At 71.7% G+C, this 17,646-nt stretch carries 18 protein-coding genes and 1 pseudogene; 8 read left to right on the forward strand and 11 right to left on the reverse strand.

From position 1 onward, the window contains the following. The 5 genes and pseudogenes from QM572_RS17535 to ettA all read left to right on the forward strand — a co-directional run. Positions 1-520: pseudogene (locus QM572_RS17535) on the forward strand (ABC transporter); the annotation flags it as partial. Positions 521-545: 25 nt separating this feature from the next. Next, positions 546-791, forward strand: a complete 246-nt coding sequence (locus tag QM572_RS17540) for a hypothetical protein (RefSeq protein WP_415095262.1) — start codon at positions 546-548, stop codon at positions 789-791. 78 nt (positions 792-869) lie between these two features. Beyond that, positions 870-2,495 (forward strand): GTPase family protein, encoded by a 1,626-nt coding sequence (locus tag QM572_RS17545; protein ID WP_415095263.1) that lies wholly within the window; start codon positions 870-872, stop codon positions 2,493-2,495. Between the two features lie 167 nt (positions 2,496-2,662). Beyond that, positions 2,663-3,148: a single-stranded DNA-binding protein gene (locus QM572_RS17550; RefSeq protein ID WP_415095264.1), complete on the forward strand. Its 486-nt coding sequence runs from the start codon at positions 2,663-2,665 to the stop codon at positions 3,146-3,148. Between the two features lie 75 nt (positions 3,149-3,223). Beyond that, positions 3,224-4,906: an energy-dependent translational throttle protein EttA gene (ettA, locus tag QM572_RS17555; RefSeq protein ID WP_415095265.1), complete on the forward strand. Its 1,683-nt coding sequence runs from the start codon at positions 3,224-3,226 to the stop codon at positions 4,904-4,906. Positions 4,907-4,954: 48 nt separating this feature from the next. On the opposite strand, the gene QM572_RS17560 is transcribed toward ettA, so the two are convergent. The 6 genes from QM572_RS17560 to QM572_RS17585 all read right to left on the reverse strand — a co-directional run bounded on the left by QM572_RS17560 (position 4,955) and on the right by QM572_RS17585 (position 10,798). Next, complete coding sequence (locus QM572_RS17560) at positions 4,955-5,182, reverse strand: hypothetical protein (RefSeq protein ID WP_415095266.1); 228 nt, start codon at positions 5,180-5,182, stop codon at positions 4,955-4,957. 135 nt (positions 5,183-5,317) lie between these two features. Beyond that, a complete protein-coding gene (locus QM572_RS17565; RefSeq protein ID WP_415095267.1) occupies positions 5,318-6,253 on the reverse strand; it encodes a sucrase ferredoxin in 936 nt (311 codons plus the stop codon). Beyond that, positions 6,250-7,368 carry a cupin domain-containing protein gene (locus tag QM572_RS17570; protein ID WP_415095268.1) on the reverse strand — a complete coding sequence of 373 codons (1,119 nt, stop codon included), beginning with the start codon at positions 7,366-7,368 and terminating at the stop codon, positions 6,250-6,252. The genes QM572_RS17565 and QM572_RS17570 overlap by 4 nt, the downstream gene beginning before the upstream one ends. After that, entirely contained in the window at positions 7,365-7,610 is a 246-nt protein-coding gene (locus QM572_RS17575) for a hypothetical protein (protein ID WP_415095269.1), read from the reverse strand. Before QM572_RS17575 ends, QM572_RS17570 begins: the two co-directional genes overlap by 4 nt. A gap of 67 nt (positions 7,611-7,677) precedes the next feature. Beyond that, complete coding sequence (locus QM572_RS17580) at positions 7,678-9,582, reverse strand: prolyl oligopeptidase family serine peptidase (protein ID WP_415095270.1); 1,905 nt, start codon at positions 9,580-9,582, stop codon at positions 7,678-7,680. A gap of 4 nt (positions 9,583-9,586) precedes the next feature. Further along, positions 9,587-10,798, reverse strand: a complete 1,212-nt coding sequence (locus QM572_RS17585) for an acetyl-CoA C-acetyltransferase (RefSeq protein ID WP_415095271.1) — start codon at positions 10,796-10,798, stop codon at positions 9,587-9,589. A gap of 51 nt (positions 10,799-10,849) precedes the next feature. Here QM572_RS17585 and QM572_RS17590 point away from each other — a divergent pair, with 51 nt between their 5' ends. Next, positions 10,850-11,764 (forward strand): acyl-CoA thioesterase, encoded by a 915-nt coding sequence (locus QM572_RS17590; protein ID WP_415095272.1) that lies wholly within the window; start codon positions 10,850-10,852, stop codon positions 11,762-11,764. Here the strand turns inward: QM572_RS17590 and QM572_RS17595 are convergent. Both QM572_RS17595 and QM572_RS17600 read right to left on the reverse strand, forming a co-directional pair. Continuing rightward, positions 11,761-12,306, reverse strand: coding sequence for a PilZ domain-containing protein (locus tag QM572_RS17595; RefSeq protein WP_415095273.1), 546 nt, complete (start codon positions 12,304-12,306; stop codon positions 11,761-11,763). The genes QM572_RS17590 and QM572_RS17595 overlap by 4 nt on opposite strands. A gap of 73 nt (positions 12,307-12,379) precedes the next feature. Beyond that, positions 12,380-12,763: a globin gene (locus tag QM572_RS17600; RefSeq protein WP_415095274.1), complete on the reverse strand. Its 384-nt coding sequence runs from the start codon at positions 12,761-12,763 to the stop codon at positions 12,380-12,382. 48 nt (positions 12,764-12,811) lie between these two features. Between QM572_RS17600 and QM572_RS17605 the strand changes: the two genes are divergently transcribed. Beyond that, complete coding sequence (locus QM572_RS17605) at positions 12,812-13,240, forward strand: OsmC family peroxiredoxin (protein WP_415095275.1); 429 nt, start codon at positions 12,812-12,814, stop codon at positions 13,238-13,240. A gap of 41 nt (positions 13,241-13,281) precedes the next feature. On the opposite strand, the gene QM572_RS17610 is transcribed toward QM572_RS17605, so the two are convergent. Beyond that, a complete protein-coding gene (locus QM572_RS17610) occupies positions 13,282-13,869 on the reverse strand; it encodes a mechanosensitive ion channel family protein (protein ID WP_415095276.1) in 588 nt (195 codons plus the stop codon). A gap of 20 nt (positions 13,870-13,889) precedes the next feature. On the opposite strand from QM572_RS17610, the gene QM572_RS17615 reads away from it, so the two are divergent. Continuing rightward, complete coding sequence (locus QM572_RS17615) at positions 13,890-14,180, forward strand: hypothetical protein (protein WP_415095277.1); 291 nt, start codon at positions 13,890-13,892, stop codon at positions 14,178-14,180. A gap of 34 nt (positions 14,181-14,214) precedes the next feature. Here QM572_RS17615 and QM572_RS17620 read toward each other — a convergent pair whose 3' ends face one another. Both QM572_RS17620 and pepN read right to left on the reverse strand, forming a co-directional pair. Continuing rightward, positions 14,215-14,931, reverse strand: coding sequence for a class I SAM-dependent methyltransferase (locus tag QM572_RS17620; RefSeq protein WP_415095278.1), 717 nt, complete (start codon positions 14,929-14,931; stop codon positions 14,215-14,217). A gap of 95 nt (positions 14,932-15,026) precedes the next feature. Then, on the reverse strand, positions 15,027-17,621 hold the full coding sequence (pepN, locus tag QM572_RS17625) for an aminopeptidase N (RefSeq protein WP_415095279.1): 2,595 nt from the start codon (positions 17,619-17,621) through the stop codon (positions 15,027-15,029). Positions 17,622-17,646: the final 25 nt, after the last annotated feature.

The following is a 17,646-nucleotide window of genomic DNA, read 5'->3' on the forward strand; positions in this document are numbered from 1 at the left end:
GCGGGCCTGGGGCCAGCTCGACGCCGGTCGCGGCCTGCTGGCGACCGCGCCGACCGACCTGGGCCGCGCCTCGCGCGACCTGCGCCGCAAGGCCGAGCGCGCCGTGCGCGACTGGCAGGCCGACGTGCTGGAGATGGTGCGCTCGGAGGGCGCCGACAAGCGGACCACCGCGCGCTTCCTCGCGTACGGCGTCAACGGCCTCTCCGTCGCGCTCATGATGGTCGTCTTCGCCTCCACCGCCGGCCTGACCGGGGCGGAGGTCGGCATCGCCGGCGGCTCGGCCGTCGTCGGGCAGAAGCTGCTCGAGGCGGTCTTCGGCGACCAGGCCGTCCGCACGCTCGCCGAGCGCGCCCGCGCCTCCCTCGAGACGTCGGTGTCGGTGCTCTTCGCCGAGGAGGCCGCCCGCTACGCCACGCTCGTCGACGCCCTGGGGATCGACACCGACGCCCCCGAGCGCCTCCGCCAGGCCGCCCGCCGCGTCGACGACGCCCGCTTCGCCGCCGCCCACGAGAAGTCCTGAGACGCGTCCGTGACTGGGAGTCGGCGTGGCCTGGAGCAGGTCTGACATCGCGTTGGCGGTCGGCATCGTCTCCGTGGTCGTCCCGGTGCTCGGGCCGCCGGCATGGGTCTACGGCGCGCGTGCGGTCTCGGTGATCGACAGTGGTCGGGAGCCGGGTGACCGGGAGCGTGCCCGGATGGGAAGGCGGCTGGCACAGATCGGGACGGCCCTCCTCGTCATGGGCCTGGCGTTGGGGCTCTTCTTCAGCTCGCCCGTGCCCCAGCCGTCCTGAGCTGCTCGCCCGGCGGGCCGGATTCCACGGAGGCCCACCGAATCTCTCGGGGTCTGGCTGACCGTTAGGCTGACCGTCGTGATCTTCAAGGGGGACGCCACCGACATCGGCGAGCGTATCGACGGCCTCGCGGCAGCGGTGAGCGCTGCCGGGGACCGCCTTCCGTCCGACGTGACCGAGGAGGCGCGTGGGGTCGTGGACCGCGCTGGTGGGCGCCTCAGGCTGTCCGCCGACCACACGGTCGTCGGCATCGCGGGCGCCACCGGGTCGGGCAAGTCCTCCACCTTCAACGCGCTGACCGGGCTGGAGCTCTCGGCCGTCGGCGTACGCCGTCCGACGACGTCGTGGGCGACCGCCTGCGTCTGGGGAGCGGACGGGGCGCGCGAGCTGCTGGAGTGGCTCGGCATCCCCGAGCGCCACCAGACCACCCGCGACTCGATGCTCGACACCCGCCGCGAGAGCAACGCGCTCGACGGCGTCGTCCTCCTCGACCTGCCCGACCACGACTCGACGGAGGTGGCCCACCACCTCGAGGTCGACCGGCTCGTCGAGCTCGCCGACATGCTCGTGTGGGTGCTGGATCCGCAGAAGTACGCCGACGCGGCCATCCACGACCGCTACCTCCAGCCCCTGCGGGACCACTCCGAGGTCATGGTCGTGGTGCTCAACCACATCGACGAGGTGCCCGAGGAGCGGCGCGAGTCGATGATCGAGGACGTCGAGCGGCTGCTCGCGGCCGACGGCCTGCCCGACGTGCCCGTGATCGGGCTCTCGGCCAAGCTCGGCTGGGGCGTCGAGGAGCTGCGCGGCCAGATCGCCGACCGAGTGGCCGGCAAGCGGGCGACGCGGAGCCGGATCGAGGCCGACCTGCGCGCCGCCGCCACGCGGATCGAGTCGGTGTCCGGCACGGCCAAGGCACGCTCGCTCGCGCCGGCCCGGATCGAGGCGCTCGACGACGCCCTCGCCGAGGCCGCCGGCGTCCCGACCATCGTCGACGCGGTGCAGCGCGCCACCGCTCAGCGCGCCAACCGCGCTACCGGCTGGCCCATCGTCTCCTGGCTCTCCGGTCTCAAGCCCGACCCGCTCAAGCGCCTCCACCTCGACCTCGGATCCTCGGCGAAGGAGCTGACCGGCCGCGCCCGCACCTCGGTGCCGGAGGCCACGGCCGTCCAGCGCGCCCGGGTCGACACCGAGGTCCGCGCGCTCGCCGACGACGCCTCGGCCGGCCTGGGCGAGCCGTGGCGCGAGTCGATCCGGGGCGCCTCCGTCTCGCGGATCGGCGACCTCGGCGACGCGCTCGACGGGGCGCTGGGCGACACCGACCTCGGCGTCGACCGGCTGCCGGTCTGGGCGGGCGTCGTCCGCGTGGTGCAGTGGCTCCTCATCCTCGCCGCCGTCGGCGGCCTCGTCTGGACCGTCGCCGCCCTCGCCAGCGGCGGGCTCGGCGACGACTCCCTCCCGCATGTCGTGGGGGTCGCTCTGCCGCTCGCGCTGCTCATCGGCGGCGTCGTGCTCGGCATCGGCTTCGCGTTGGTCTGCCGCGTCCTCGTCGCGGGTACGGCGAGGCGCCGGGCCGCCCAGGCGGACGACCGGCTCCGCGCGGCCGTCTCCGAGGTCAGCCACGAGCTCGTCGTGGCGCCCGTGGAGGCCGAGCTGACGGCGTACTCGGCCGTGCGGGCCGGCCTCTCGCGCGTCCTCGGCTGAGTCACACCGGCACCACCCGTCCCATGGCGGGCCGCTCGCCGTCTCAGGTGCGACGCCGGGGCACGGTCGTCCCCAGGGGTCGGAGCCCGTCGACGGGTCTCGTCGGCGCCCGTCACGAGGCTTCTGCTCGAACGGACCGCTCGGGTCCCGATGATCAGGAGAGATCGATGAACGACACCACCATCACCCTGCGGGGCTACGTCGGAGGCGACGTGATCGTGCGGGAGGCCGGCGACACCCAGGTCGCCAACTTCCGCGTCGCCCACACGCCCCGCCTGTTCAACCGCGCCGCCAACGCGTGGTACGACGGCACCACCCAGTGGTACTCCGTCGCCGCCTGGCGCCAGCTCGGCGAGAACGTCGCCTGGTCGATCGGCAAGGGCGACCCCGTCTTCGTCCACGGCCGGCTGGTCGTCAAGGAGTGGACCGACAAGGACGGCAACCAGCGCTCGACGTTCGAGGTCGAGGCGGAGAGCGTCGGCCACGACCTCAACCGGGGCACGACGATCTTCCGCCGCCCGCAGCGCCCCGAGCAGCCGAAGGAGCAGGACACCGAGCCCGAGGCCCCGTCGTGGGCCGCGCCCGGCGTCGACTCGACGCCCGAGAAGACCGACCCGCTCGAGGGCTGGGACCGTCTCTCGGCCGCCGCCTGAGCCAGGTCGGCCGGACGAGCGCGAGGGGCGGCTCGATGTGCTCGGCCATGGGACCCGCCACTAGGATTTCGTCCCATGGCCGAGTACATCCTCTCCTTGCGCAACGTCCGCAAGGCCCACGGCGACAAGGTCGTCCTCGACAACGTCACCCTGTCCTTCCTCCACGGGGCGAAGATCGGCGTCGTCGGGCCCAACGGCATGGGCAAGTCCTCGCTGCTCAAGCTGATGGCGGGCCTCGACCAGCCCAACAACGGCGACATCGTCCGCGACCCCGACGCGACCGTCGGCATGCTCCAGCAGGAGCCGCCGCTGACCGAGGGCAAGACCGTGCTGGAGAACGTCGAGGAGGCCGTCGCCGAGGTCAAGGGCAAGATGGCCCGCCTCGACGAGGCGTATGCCGAGATGGGCGACCCCGACGCCGACATGGACGCGCTCATGGCCGAGACCGGCGAGCTGCAGACCTACCTCGACAACGTCAACGCCTGGGACATCGACTCCAAGCTCGAGCAGGCGATGGACGCGCTGCGCTGCCCGCCGCCGGACCTTCTCGTCGACAACCTGTCGGGAGGCGAGCGCCGCCGGGTGGCACTGTGCAAGCTCCTCCTCCAGGAGCCCGACCTGCTGCTCCTCGACGAGCCCACCAACCACCTCGACGCCGAGTCGGTGCAGTGGCTCGAGGGGCACCTCAAGAGCTACAAGGGCGCCGTCCTGGCCGTCACCCACGATCGGTACTTCCTCGACAACGTCGCCGAGTGGATCGCCGAGGTCGACCGCGGCTCCATCCACGGCTACGAGGGCAACTACTCGACCTATCTCGAGACGAAGAAGGAGCGTCTCAAGATCGAGGGCGCCAAGGACGCCAAGCGCGCCAAGATGCTCGAGAAGGAGCTCGACTGGGTGCGCTCCAACGCCAAGGGCCGGCAGACCAAGTCGCGCGCCCGTCTCGCGCGCTACGAGGAGCTCGCCGCCGAGGCCGAGAAGGCGCGCAAGATCGACACCAGCGAGATCAACATCCCCGCCGGACCGCGCCTCGGCGACATCGTGCTCGAGGCCAAGCACCTGTCGAAGAGCTTCGGCGACAAGCTGCTCTGGAACGACGTCTCGTTCACGCTGCCGCGGGCGGGCATCGTCGGCGTCGTCGGCCCCAACGGCGTCGGCAAGACCACGCTCTTCCGCATGATCACCGGCAGCGAGCAGCCCGACTCGGGCGAGCTCGTCGTCGGCCAGACCGTCAAGATCTCGTACGCCGATCAGAGCCGGGCCAACATCGACCCGAAGAAGAACGTCTGGCAGGTCGTCTCCGACGGCCTGGACTTCATCAAGGTCGCCAACTTCGAGATGAACTCGCGCGCCTACGTGGCGTCGTTCGGCTTCAAGGGCCCCGACCAGCAGAAGCTGGCCGGCGTCCTCTCGGGCGGTGAGCGCAACCGGCTCAACCTCGCGCTGACGCTCAAGCAGGGCGGCAACATGCTGCTGCTCGACGAGCCGACCAACGACCTCGACGTCGAGACCCTCTCGAGCCTCGAGGACGCGCTGCTCGACTTCCCCGGCTGTGCCGTGGTCACCTCCCACGACCGCTGGTTCCTCGACCGCATCGCGACCCACATCCTCGCCTGGGAGGGCACCGAGGAGGACGAGGGCCGGTGGTTCTGGTTCGAGGGCAACTTCGCGTCGTACGAGGAGAACAAGATCGAGCGCCTCGGCCTCGAGGCAGCTCGCCCGCACCGCGTCACCCACCGCAAGCTCACCCGCGACTGAGTCTCTGCCACGCTGAGCGCCCGCCGTGCCTGGAGCGCTCAGCGGTGCTCAGGCTGCCTTGATGAGACGGAGGATCTCCTCGAGCATGGCGGTGTGCTTGTCCAGGGTCTTGGCGTGCCGGTCGAGGACTTCGGTGTGGTGGTTGAGGATTGCTTCGTGTCGGTCCAGCGTCGCGTCCTGGGCGTCGAACCGGCCGTTGACCTCCTCGCGGAACGTACGGAGCTCGCGGTAGAGCTCGACGACGGCTTGACTGGTGCGGGGGTGACGTGGCTCCAACGTGATCAGCTCCTTCGATGTCGTCCGAGGTGAACGTAGGCGCGGCGGAAGCTGCTCACCAGTGTCCCGACCACATCTGTGGAGAAGTCACCCAGTTCCACAGGATCGCTCCACAGAGTGGCCCGACGTGGGGCCTCAGAGGCGGATGATCTCGATCAGCTCGTGCACCGGCACGGGCTGGTCGCGGGACGCCTTGCAGGTCATCCGGCCGCGCTCGGTCTCCGATCGGGTCGAGCGGACCGTCACGTCGTAGCTGGCCCCGAGCGCTCGCAGGGTGACCGTCGACAGGTTGCCATCGGAGACGCGACGCGTCGCCTCGACGTCCGGCAGGCCCAGCAGCCCCAGCTCGGCGCGGAGGAACGACTCGGCCGCCTGGACGGGCATGACGTAGGAGGCGCGGCCGCGGAGGTGGTCGAGGACGAGCTCCCCTCGGCGCTGCGCCTCGGCGACGCCGAGGGCCGACGCGGGGTCGAGGTGACCGTAGTAGAGGCCGTGGGGGAGGACGACCATGTTGCCGGCGAAGCGGTCGCCGCCGATGTGGGACACCTCCCAGGTCTGCTCCGGGAAGGCCTCCGCGAGCGCCTCGGCGATCGGACGGCCGCGCTCGGCGCAGCAGATGTCGTGCCGTCCGTTGGTGCAGACGCAGAAGAGGTCGCGGTCCGGCCCCTCGACGGGGTCGAGCCCGCTACTGCCGCCCGCGCGCAGGGCGGCGAGGTCGACCTCGAGAGCCTCGCGGGGGTCGGCGAGGACCCCGGACTCCAGGCGGGGCGAGACGGGGTCGGCGTACGCGGCGAAGACACGGACGGGCGCCGACGCGTCCGCGCGGGCACGGTGGCGGCGGATGAGGAGGGCCTTGGCCCTGGCCGACCGCGCCCTCTGCTTGAGCGCGCGGCCGAGGCCCTCGGGGAGCCGGGCGTCGAGCAGTGCGTCCGAGCCCCACGGACCGGCATGCTCCAGCAGCAGCCAGGTGCGCACGTTGGCCGCGCTGCCGGCGATCGGGTCGGCCCGTTCCAGGCTCGCCGCCGCGCACCGGAACGGCGCCTCGCCGACGCTGGTGGGCTCAGGGCTCACGCGATCTCCAGCAGCCCTTCGCGCACCAGGCGGCGGCAGAGCACGAGGTTGCTCTGCTCGTCGAGCGGCAGGTCCGCCGGCGTCAGTGCCGACCGACGCCGGAGCTCGTCGACCGCCCCGCGGATCCGTACGGGCAGGATCAGGGAGCGGTCGCCGAGCAGCAGCTCCAGGGTCTCGCCGTGGTCGAGCACGACGCACGGCACGCCTGCCCGGCGCCGCAGCGGGGTGTCGGCGGTGATCGCCTCGCGTCCGAGGACGTCGAGCAGGCCACCCGCGAGGCGGGTCGGGCGCGTCGTCAGGAAGCGCCGGATCTCGCCCTCGGCGACCGCTGCGGTGTCCAGGCGGCGTACGGCGTCGGCCAGCTGCTCGAGCCGGGTCGCGAGCCCCTCGCGCAGGAGCCCCGGATCGTCGAGGTAGCCGGCCGGGAGGTGCTCGGCGGCGACCTCGCGCAGGGCCGGCTGGACGGCGCGCTCGACCAGGCCACGCCAGGTGAGCTGGTTGATCCCGAGCGTGACGTGCAGTGAGACCGTCTCCTGCGCTCGGGCCGCGTGCGGGGTGCCCGTGGGGAGGTAGAGCGACAGGCCTGGCTCGACGAGGAGCTCCTCGGGGCCGTCCTCGCCGTGGAGCTCCCACTGCTTGGTCCCGGCGGTCTGGAACACGAAGACGTCGTGGGTGTCGGAGTGGACGGCGAAGCCCTGTGACCCGGGCGGCGTGAGGTAGGCGTTGGCCTGGCACGGATGGCCCAGCTCCAGCTCGAGCTCGGCGACGAGGCGGGCCAGGGGCTTGTGGTAGCGCTGCAGCCCCTGGAAGACGATCGTCGCGCCCTCGTCGAAGAGGGCGAGCGCCCGGCGGGGGTCGACGAGGCCGCTGAGCGGCGTGCCGGCGATGCTGGCGCCGCTGCGGGTGTACGCCGTCTCCGGCAGCACGCGACCGTCCTTCGCCATCCGGATCGACGGGGTGCGGATGGCGGTCGAGGTCAGCAGCCGGTCGGCGTCCTCGAGGGAGAACAGCGCGACCAGGGGGTCCGGGTCGGTGCGATGGACGTGGACGCGTGACGCCCAGATCTTCGCCAGGAAGGTCTGGGCGTCACCGCTGAGCAGGTCGAGGGCGCTCACGCAGACCCGTCGGTGCCGTCTCCGTCGGTGCCGTCGCCGTCGACACCGTCGCCGTCGGTTCCGTCTCCGTCCACGCCGTCGCCGTCGGTTCCGTCACCGTCGACACCGTCGCCGTCGGTTCCGTCTCCGTCCACGCCGTCGCCGTCGGTCCCGTCTCCGTCCACGCCGTCGCCGCCCGGCGCCGGCAGGTCGCCCGCCTCGGTCGTGATGATCTCGTCGTCGCTCAGGGGCTGTTCGGTCATGTCGTCCTCCGTTGGTATGACAGTGCTGTCACCTGGTTCGTACCCCGTCGGCGGGCCCGGCTAACCCTCATCCGGTCTGCGGATCGAACCCGAGGACCTGGCCGTAGAAGCCGAGCTCCGAGTCGAGGGCGTCGCGGATGTTGGCGGCGTCGCGGAAGCCGTGCTGCTCGCCCTCGTAGAGCCGGTAGAGCACCGTGATGCCCTTGGCGCGCAGCGCCTTGACGATCATCTCGGACTGGCGAGGCGGGACCACCTCGTCCTCACTGCCCTGGAACACCGCCAGCGGCGAGGTGATCGCGTCCACGTGGGTGATGGGGGAGCGCTCGACGTAGACGTCGCGGCCCTCCGGGTACGGCGCGATGAGCCGGTCCAGATAGCGGCTCTCGAACTTGTGCGTCTCCAGGGCCAGCGCCTCCAGGTCGGCGACCCCGAAGTGGTTGCCGCCCGCCGCGAAGACGTCGGAGCCGGCGAGGGCCGCCAGGGTGGTGAACCCGCCGGCCGAGCCGCCGCGGATCACGGCGCGCTCGGGGTCGATCCGGCCGGTGGCGGCGAGGTGCTCGACGACCGCGATGCAGTCGTGGACGTCGGCCACGCCCCAGGTGCCGCGCAGCCGGTTGCGGTAGGCGCGTCCGTAGCCGGTCGACCCGGCGTAGTCGACGTCGACGACGGCGAAGCCGCGCGAGGTCCAGTACTGCTCGCCCATCGACAGGGTGGGGCTGGCCTGGGAGGTCGGACCTCCGTGGATCCGCACGATGAGCGGCGGCAGCTCCCCGTCGGGGCCGGTGTGCCCCGGGTTGGTGGGCGGGTAGAGGTAGGCGTAGCTGATCTCGCCGTCGTACCCGGGAAAGGCGAAGTGCTCGGGCACGGAGAACCACTCGGGGCCGATCCCGCGGTCGACGACCGAGCTGAGCACCTCGGGCTCGCCGGCGGTGTCGCCCTCCACCCGCACCGCGCGTACGGCGTCGCCGGACCGTGCCGACCCGCCGACGACCACGACGCGGTCGCCGGAGACGCGCAGGGTGTCGATGGTCGTCGCACCCACGTCGATCGGGTGGCCGGTGCCGTCGGCGTCGCGGACGACGACGGTGTCGGCGCCGTCACGGAAGACCGCGTAGACGACGCGGCCGTCCCCCAGGAAGCCGTAGCGCGACTGGCCGAAGAGCCACGGGGGCATCCCGATCTCGCCGCCTGCCTCCACCTCCGCCCGGACGTCGCCGGAGGCGGGGTCCCAGCGGTGGAGGCTCCACAGGTCGGAGCGGTCGGAGAGGAACCACAGCGAGCCGTCGGGATGCCACTCCGGCTGGATCACCGACTCGTCGGCCCCGCCGGCGACGGTCACGGCGTCGGCGCCGCCCCGGCGGACCTTGAGCCGGGTGGCGTCCCACGGCATGTCGGGGTGGTCCCACTCGATCCACGCCAGGGCGGAGCCATCGGGTGACCAGCGCGGGTTGGCGACGAAGTCCGGGCCGCTCACCGCCACCTCGACGGTGCCGTCGGGGGAGACCACCACGACCTCGTTGACGACCTCGGCGGGGCCGCCGCCGTCGGGGTGGGTCTCGCGTACGACGGCCACCCGGCCGTCCACCGGATGCACGTCGCCGTCGGCCCAGCGCACCGAGCGCGCGGCAGCCGGCGGCTCGACGACCGGCGTCGACTCGCCGGTCGCGGGATCGAGTCGCCGCAGCACCTGGTCGGCCCACTCGACCCACCAGACCGCGCCCGCGCGGACCCACCATGCCCCGCCGCCGTACTCGTGCACGGCGGTGCGCGCGTTGGCGTCCGCCGGGAGCAGGTCGCCGGCGCCGAGGCGCACGATCTGACTCCGGCCCCCGTTCTCGGGCCGCATCTCCGACCAGTAGACGTCGTCGCCGTCGAGCGCCAGCCCGTTGACCGAGGCGGCGCCGCGGACGACGACCTCCGAGGTGATCGGGCTCGGCCAGGACCCGAAGGGAGCGCGCACCGACTCGGTCACGGCATCACACCCGCTCGAGGATCAGGGCCATCCCCTGGCCGCCACCGACGCACATCGTGATCAGGCCGGTGGACACGTCATGGAAGTCGAAGCTGTTGAGCATCGTGTTCTGCAGCCGCGCGCCGGTCATGCCGAACGGGTGGCCGACGGCGATGGCGCCGCCGTTGACGTTGAGCTTGTCGAAGTCCACGCCCAGGTCCCGCGCCGACGGGATCACCTGGGCAGCGAACGCCTCGTTGATCTCGACGAGGTCGATGTCGTCGATCGTCATCCCGGCGAGCTTGAGCGCGTTGCGCGTCGCCTCGACCGGGCCGAGGCCCATGATCTCCGGCGAGAGGCCGGAGACGCCGGTCGAGACGATCCGCGCCAGCGGAGTGAGTCCCAGCTCGGCGGCCTTGGTGTCGCTCATGATCACGACCGCGGCGGCGCCGTCGTTGAGCGGACACGCGTTGCCGGCCGTGTTGACGCCGTCGGGACGGAAGACCGGCTTGAGGCCGGAGACGGCCTCCAGCGTCACGCCGGCGCGCGGCCCGTCGTCGGCGCTGACCATGGTGCCGTCGGGCGTGGTGATCGGGGTGATCTCGCGCTCCCAGAAGCCGGCGGCGATGGCCTTCTCGGCGAGGTTCTGCGAGCGCACGCCGAACTCGTCGAGCTCCTCGCGCTTCAGTCCACGCAGCGTGGCGACGTTCTCGGCGGTCTGGCCCATCGCGATGTAGGCGTCGGGGAGGAGGCCGTCCTCGCGCGGGTCGTGCCAGGTCTCGTTGGAGATCGAGGTGGCGACGGTGCGCTCGATGGCGTCGGTGAAGAGCGGGTTGCGCGACTCCTCGGTGTCGGTCATGCCCGCGCCGAAGCGGGAGACCGCCTCGACGCCGGCCGAGACGAAGACGTCGCCCTCGCCCGCCTTGATCGCGTGCAGCGCCATCCGGGTGGTCTGCACCGACGAGGCGCAGTAGCGGGTGATCGTCGTGCCGGGCACCGTGTCGAGGCCGAGGAGGGTGTTGACCACCTTGGCCATGTTCCAGCCGGCCTCGCCGCCGGGCAGGCCGCAGCCGAGGTGCACGTCGTCGATCGTCGTCGGGTCCAGCGCGGGGATCTTGTCGAGCGCGGCCTTGATGGCGAACGCGGCGAGGTCGTCGGGACGGAGGTCCTTGAGGGAGCCCTTGAAGGCTCGACCGATGGGCGTGCGGGCGGCGGAGACGATGACGGCTTCAGGCATGCCGCCGACACTAGTCGCTCGGCCGGTCGGGGCGACTGGCAGCATGAGCCTGTGCGCCACACCTATACCTGTGCGGTCCGCTGGGGCGACATGGACGCCCTCGGCCACGTGAACAACGTCGTCTTCGCCGACTTCCTCCAGGAGGCGCGGGTCGATCTGCTCCGCACGCACGGTCCCGGCGTGACCGCGGCGCCGGCGGGAACGCTCGTCGAGGGCACGCTCGTCGCCTCCCAGCACCTCCAGTACGCCGTCCCGCTGGTCTTCGACACCACCCCGGTGCTGATCGACGTCTGGGTCGCGCAGGTCCGCGCGGCGACCTTCACCCTCGCGTACGAGGTGTATCGCGCGACGGGTGAGGGACCGGGGGAGCGGACGGTCTACGCGACCGCCCAGACCGTGCTGGTGCCGTACGTCTTCGCCGACGAGCGCCCGCGGCGGATCAGCCCGGAGGAGCGGGCGCAGCTGGAGGTCTTCCTCGAGGAGACGGCTCTGCCGGAGGTCTCCTTCACCAAGGCGGACGACGCACGGCTCGAGGACCTGGGTCACTATCCGGTGCACGTGCGCTTCTCCGACCTCGACGTCTACGGGCACGCCAACAACGTGATCTACCTCGAGTACTTCCAGGAGGCCAGGATCACGCTGCTCAACCGGCAGCTGGCGCTGGCCCGCGCCGCGAGCGACCGCGAGGGCCCCGCGTTCCCGGCGATCGTCGTGGCCGCCCAGAGCGTGGAGTACAAGCGCCCGATGGTGCTGCGCGGCGAGGCCTACGACTCCTGGACGTGGGTGCAGCGGGTCGGCACTACGTCCATGGTGCTCGAGGCGCAGATCCGCGACACGGACGGGACCGTCTGCGCGCGCGGGCGCTTCGCGATGGTCTTCGTCGACCGCGCGACCGGAGCGCCGACGCCGCCGGACCCGCAGCTGCGCTCCGTCCTGGAGGCGCCCCGGCAGGGAGACACACCCTAGTCGTCGTCCTCCGCGGCGAGGGCGGTGCGGAGGAGTGTCCTGCTCTCGGGGGTGAGGTCGAACAGGACCACGACGTCCACCAGGTCGACCTCCGAGCCGACGGCCTTGAGTCGCAGAGAGCGGCCGAGCATGTTGAAGTCGACCCCGTCGGCCGTGAACCGGATCGCGAGCTCGACGTCGGGATCGAGCTGCTCGGCGTCGACCCGATCGAGTCGCGCGCGCAGGCCCACCTCGCTGAGGTCGACGAGGAGGCAGGAGGCGAGCGCCTGGGTCTGGCCGACGATCCCGAGGGTCATCGGGATGTTGAGGCCGAAGCGCGGGTAGGCCCGGCGGTCGAGCTCGACCGGGGTCCCGGTGGGGCGCAGCGTCCAGGTCTGCATGCCGGACTGGAGCGTCGTCGCGACGATCTCGGCGGGCACCAGCTGCTGCCCGGCGTCGCCCGACCACGTGACGTCGATGGCCGCGCCGATCTCCAGGCCCTCCGGCACGGTGAGGCCCGACGGGCGCGCGACGACGGCGAAGTCGCCCTCGTGCCTCAGCACGACGACGCTGTACTGTCCGCCGGCCGGCGTGTGGAGAGCCGCAGTCTTGTCGGAGGCCGGAAGCATCGCGTCCTCAGGCCGGTGCGTTGATCATGAAGTCGGCGGCCCGGGTGACGTACTCCCAGAACTCCGCGTCCTGCTCGGGCGTGAGGTCGACCTCGTCGAGGCCGGCCCGGAAGCACGCCAGCCAGTGATCGCGAGCCTCGGGCGTGACGGCGAACGGGGCGTGCCGCATCCGCAGCCGGGGGTGGCCGCGCCGCTCGGAGTAGGTCGTGGGGCCGCCCCAGTACTGCGCCAGGAAGAGCGTCAGCCGCTCGCTGGCGCCGGCCATGTCGTCGGCCGGGTACATCGGGCCGAGCACGGGGTCCGCGGCGACACCCTCGTAGAACCTCGCCACGATCTTCGCGATCGTGGGGAGGCCTCCGATCTCGTCGAAGAAGGTCCGGCCGGCGGTCACGGGACCATTGTGCCCTGCGCGCCGCGGGGCGCGTGGCAGGATCGGGGTATGGCTACGACACGCAGCGCGACCACGGTGTGGCAGGGATCCCTGTTCGACGGGGCCGGCAAGGTGACCTTGGAGTCCTCCGGACTCGGGACGTACGACGTCACCTGGCCCGCTCGCTCGGAGAAGCCGCTCGGGAAGACCAGCCCGGAGGAGCTCATCGCGGCGGCCCACTCGTCGTGCTTCTCGATGGCCTTCTCCAACGGCCTCGACCAGAACGGCACGCCCGCGCAGGAGCTGACCGTCACCGCCGAGGTCGAGTTCACGCCCGGCACCGGCATCACCGGCATCGCGCTCACCGTGCGCGGCAAGGTGGACGGGCTGATCAACGAGAAGTTCGTCGAGCTCGCCACCGCCGCCAAGGAGGGCTGCCCGGTCTCCCAGGCGTTCGCCGGCAACGTGCCGATCACTCTCGATGCCGCGTTGGCGTAACGATCTCGACGCCTGACGGCGCGTCATGCGCCGAGAGAACGTCAGATGATCGGGTCTCCTTGGGTCGTGTTGCCGACGCGGAGGATCTCTCCGTTGCGGACGTGCCACAGGGTGCCGTCCTCGGCACGCAGGGTCGTGATCCGGAGCGAGACCGCCTCGACGGTCCCGGTCGCCAGGTCGCTGCCGTTGGCGCCGACGACGACACGGTCGCCGACGCCGTACTGGTCCTCGAAGATCATGAAGATGCCGGACAGATAGTCCTTCACGAGCGACTGCGCGCCGAAGCCGAGCGCCAGCCCGACCACGCCGGCGCTGGCGATGATCGGGGCCACGTTGACCCCGAGCTCGTCCAGGATCATCGTGCCGAAGACGGCGACGATGATGCCGACGATCACGCTCTGCAGCAGGCCCCCGATGGTCCGCGCCCGCTGGCTGCGGCGTGCGGCGGCGGCAGGGGAGCGGAGGCGATCGGGGAGCACGCCGTTCTCGGCGCGCCGTACCACCCGGCGGATCAGGCGGCGGGCCACGAGGTTGAGCAGCACCGCCACGAGCACGAGCACGCCGATGGTGACGGAGGTTCCGATCAGGCCGTTGGTGAGGTCGTCGATCCGTTGGTAGGTCAGAGCCATCCGGCCAGTATGCTCGGAGCGTGATGCGCTCCCGATTCGCTGCCTCCGCTGCCGCTGTCTCCGCCACCGCCGTCGGGCTCACCCTCGCGATGGCCACGCCGGCGCTCGCCGCTCGGCCGGAGGGCTGGGGCAAGGAGACGCACGTGTCGGCCTGGGAGTGGGTGCTCGTGATCCTCGCCATCCCGATCGCCCTGGGCGCCGTCATCACGCTGCTCGTGATGCTCCCGGGCCTGCTCAAGGGCGAGGGCTTCACCGGCGGTCAGCCGGTGCCCGCGGAGGGCATGTCCTCCGAGCGCCCCGCCGCCCACTGACCCTTCCGGCCCCTCCGCAGGCCGTTCATCCCGCTCAGCTCGGGAGCTGAGCGCGGCGCAGCAGGTGCAACACGGATTGGTAGTGCTCCGTGACGCGGCCGCCGAGGTCCTCGGCCGCCGCCTCTGCGGCAGCGGCCTCCGCCATCGTCCAGTTGCTGAAGGTCTTGAAGAGCAGGCCGATCTGCTCGGCGCTCAGGTCGATCGACCAGCGCCAGTGCTCGGTCCGCACGGGCTCGAACCAGCCTCCGGCTGCCAACTCCTCCATGGTGGGTCGTTGATCTCGACTCCGTCCCACGTTGGGATCCTGGCGCTTCGCCACGATCTCGTTGACTCGGTGGCGGAACGGGGTCTCCACGCTCTCGTCGCCGAACACGTTTCGCCACACTGCGAGCCATCCGCCAGGACGCAGCATGCGGTGAATCTTGGGCAGCCCGACGGACAGATCGACCCAGTGCATCGCGGTGGCCGCAACCACCGCGTCGAAGTCGGCATCGGCAAGCTGCGCATCCTCCAGCCGCGTAGTGAGGATCTCCACCCCGGGAGTGGTGTTGCCGAGGATCGACGCCAGGTGAGCGCCGGGTTCGACGGCGACGACGTCACTGCCTCGGCGCAGGAGTTCGCGGGTGGCGAGTCCGGCGCCGGCGCCGATCTCGAGCAGACGAACGCCATGACCGATGACGCCCTCGCCTTCGAGTGTCTCGAAGATGCTCTCCGGATAGGACGGCCGCGCTTCGGCGTACTCCGCAGCCATCTGCTCAAAGTGCAACCCGGACACACTCATGACCGTATCGCCGCCACCTGCCGCACCAGGAGGGAAGCCGCGGGGGCACGCCGGACGGGGCGCTGCTACGCGCCGTCCTTCGCCTGGGCGGCGAGCGCGCGGGCGGCGGAGTCGCGGCCCTCGCGGACGTAGCGCTTCGCGGCGGGCTCCGCGTCCGAGGACGACAGCCAGGCGTCGCACCGCTCGAGGAGCTCCGGGGAGGCCGCGAGCCGCGGGAAGGTCGCGATGAGGGCGACGGCCGCCTTGTGTGTGCCGAGGTGCTCCCAGGCGGTGTCGGCAGCGGTGAGATAGGCCTCGACGTACGGCGCGAGCACCTCCTCCTGGCCCGGCTGGTGGAAGGCCAGCGCGGCCGAGCGGACCGTCTCGTTGGGCGTGGAGGAGTCGATCATGATCGCCTTCCACGCCGCCTCCTTCGCCGCGGCCGTGGGCCGGGCGGCCCGCGCCGCGGCGGCCTTCTCCTGACCGGCGATGGTCGGGTCCTGCTCCAGCTCGCGCGCGATCTCGTCCTCGTCGGCGCCGCCGGCGGCGGCCAGCCCGGTCAGGAGGGCCCAGCGGAGGTCCTGGTCGACGACCAGGCCCTCCAGGGCGAGCGACCCGTCGAGCAGCCCCCGCAGGTCGGCGACGGCCTCGGCGGAGCGGGTCGCTCCGGCGTACGCGCGAGCGAAGGTGAGCTGGTGGTCGCTGCCCGGCTCGGCGGCCATGAGCAGCTCGCGCAGGCCGGTCTCCCAGCGCGCGGTGAGTGCCGCGCGGTGCTCGGGGGCGGAGTAGAGCGTCGCGGCGAGGGCGGCGTTGACGGGGATCCGGGTGAGTGCCCACGAGTCGCTCTCGGCGCCGATGTTGGCGAGCACCAGCTCGACGTAGTCGGTCGCCGACAGCTCCGCGTCGCGGGTCATGTCCCACGCCGCGCTCCAGATGAGGGCGCGCGCGAGCGAGTCGTCGATCTCGGAGAGGCTGTCCAGCACGGTGGCGAGCGAGCGCTCGTCGAGGCGGATCTTGGCGTAGGTGAGATCGCCGTCGTTGAGCAGCAGCAGATCGGGCTGGGGCAGGCCGGCTGCCTCGGTGATCTCGGTCAGCTCGCCGTCCACGTCGGTCTCGATGACATGGGTGCGCACCAGCGCGCCCGAGTCGGACCGATCGTAGAAGCCGATGCCGATCCGGTGCCGGCGCAGCGTCGGCCAGTCCGGGTGGGCACTCTGGCGCACCGAGAGACGGGAGTACGTCGGCGTGCCGGACGTGTCGTCGGCGTCGAGCTCGAACTCCGGCGCGAGGGTGTTGACGCCGGCGTTCTGCAGCCACTCGGCGCCCCAGCCGGTGAGCTCGCGGCCCGAGGACTTCTCCAGCGCGGCGAGCAGGTCCTTGAACTCCGGGTTGGAGAACTCGAACTCCTTGAAGTACGCGCGCAGCCCCTCGAGGAACGGCTCGAGCCCGACCCAGGCGACGAGCTGCTTGAGCACCGACGCGCCCTTGGCGTAGGTGATCATGTCGAAGTTCACCTCGACCGCCTGGAGGTCGTGGTTGTCGGCGGCGATGGGGTGCGTCGTCGGCAGCTGGTCCTGGGTGTAGCCGGTGACCTTCCGGGCGTTGGCGAAGCCGGTCCACGCGTCGGTGAACTCCGTCGCGTTGGCGGCCGCGTGGTAGGCGGCCCACTCCGCGAAGGACTCGTTGAGCCAGAGGTCGTCCCACCACTTCATCGTCACGAGGTCGCCGAACCACATGTGGGCCATCTCGTGCAGGATCGTGTTGACCCGCTGCTCGTAGAACGAGCGGGCCTGGCGCGAGCGGGGGAGGTACTCGTCGCGGAACGTCACCGCGCCGGCGTTCTCCATGGCGCCGGCGTTGTACTCCGGGACGTAGAGCTGGTCGTACTTCCGGGCGGTGGAGCCGTCGGGCCGCGTGTGCAGCCCGAAGGGGTAGGGGTAGTCGAACGCGTCCTCGAAGAACGCGAAGCCCTGGCGGGTGATCTTCACGAGCTCGTCGCGGTCGAGGTAGGGCAGCAGCGACGCGCGGCAGTAGTGACCGAGCTCGATGGTGCCGTGCCGGCCCTCGTAGACGTCGTGCACGCCGGCGTACTCGCCCGCGATGAGGGCGGTGATGTACGTCGACATCCGCTGGGTCGGCGCGAACCGCCACACGGCCCGGCCGTCGGCGAGCGGCTCGGGTTCGGGCGTGGGGGAGTTGGAGACGACGGTCCAGCCCTCCGGCGCGACCACCGTGAACGTGAAGGAGGCCTTGAGGTCGGGCTGCTCGAAGGTCGCGTAGACCCGGCGCGCGTCGGGGACCTCGAACTGCGTGTAGGTGTAGACCTTGCCGTCCGCCGGGTCGACGAAGCGGTGCAGGCCCTCGCCGGTGTGGCTGTAGGGGAGGTCGGCCCGGACGACCAGCTCGTTCTCCGCGGCGAGGTCGCTCAGCGCGATGCGTGAGTCGGCGTAGACCTCGACCGGGTCCAGCGCCACGCCGTTGAGGGTGATCTCGGGATAGCCGGCGCCGACCAGGTCGACGAAGGTCGAGGCGCCCGCGGTCGAGGAGGTGAAGGTCAGTGTGGTCGTCGAGGCGAACGTCTTGTCGCCGGTGGTGAGGTCGAGCTCGACCGCATAGCCGGTGACGTCGAGAAGCGCCGCGCGATCGGCAGCCTCGGCCCGAGTGAGGTTGGTTCCTGGCATGGCGGGGATTCTGTCACCCGGCACG

The organism is Nocardioides sp. (assembly GCF_047607365.1).
Classification (GTDB): Bacteria; Actinomycetota; Actinomycetes; order Propionibacteriales; family Nocardioidaceae; genus Nocardioides.

Bases quoted from the DNA above. Each gene is read 5' to 3' on its own strand.
- QM572_RS17620 (WP_415095278.1), bottom strand. From the start codon at position 14,931: ATGGCTGCGGAGTACGCCGAAGCGCGGCCGTCCTATCCGGAGAGCATC.
- QM572_RS17550 (WP_415095264.1), top strand. From the start codon at position 2,663: ATGAACGACACCACCATCACCCTGCGGGGCTACGTCGGAGGCGACGTG.
- QM572_RS17610 (WP_415095276.1), bottom strand. From the start codon at position 13,869: ATGGCTCTGACCTACCAACGGATCGACGACCTCACCAACGGCCTGATC.
- QM572_RS17585 (WP_415095271.1), bottom strand. From the start codon at position 10,798: ATGCCTGAAGCCGTCATCGTCTCCGCCGCCCGCACGCCCATCGGTCGA.
- QM572_RS17575 (WP_415095269.1), bottom strand. From the start codon at position 7,610: ATGACCGAACAGCCCCTGAGCGACGACGAGATCATCACGACCGAGGCG.
- ettA (WP_415095265.1), top strand. From the start codon at position 3,224: ATGGCCGAGTACATCCTCTCCTTGCGCAACGTCCGCAAGGCCCACGGC.
- pepN (WP_415095279.1), bottom strand. From the start codon at position 17,621: ATGCCAGGAACCAACCTCACTCGGGCCGAGGCTGCCGATCGCGCGGCG.
- QM572_RS17605 (WP_415095275.1), top strand. From the start codon at position 12,812: ATGGCTACGACACGCAGCGCGACCACGGTGTGGCAGGGATCCCTGTTC.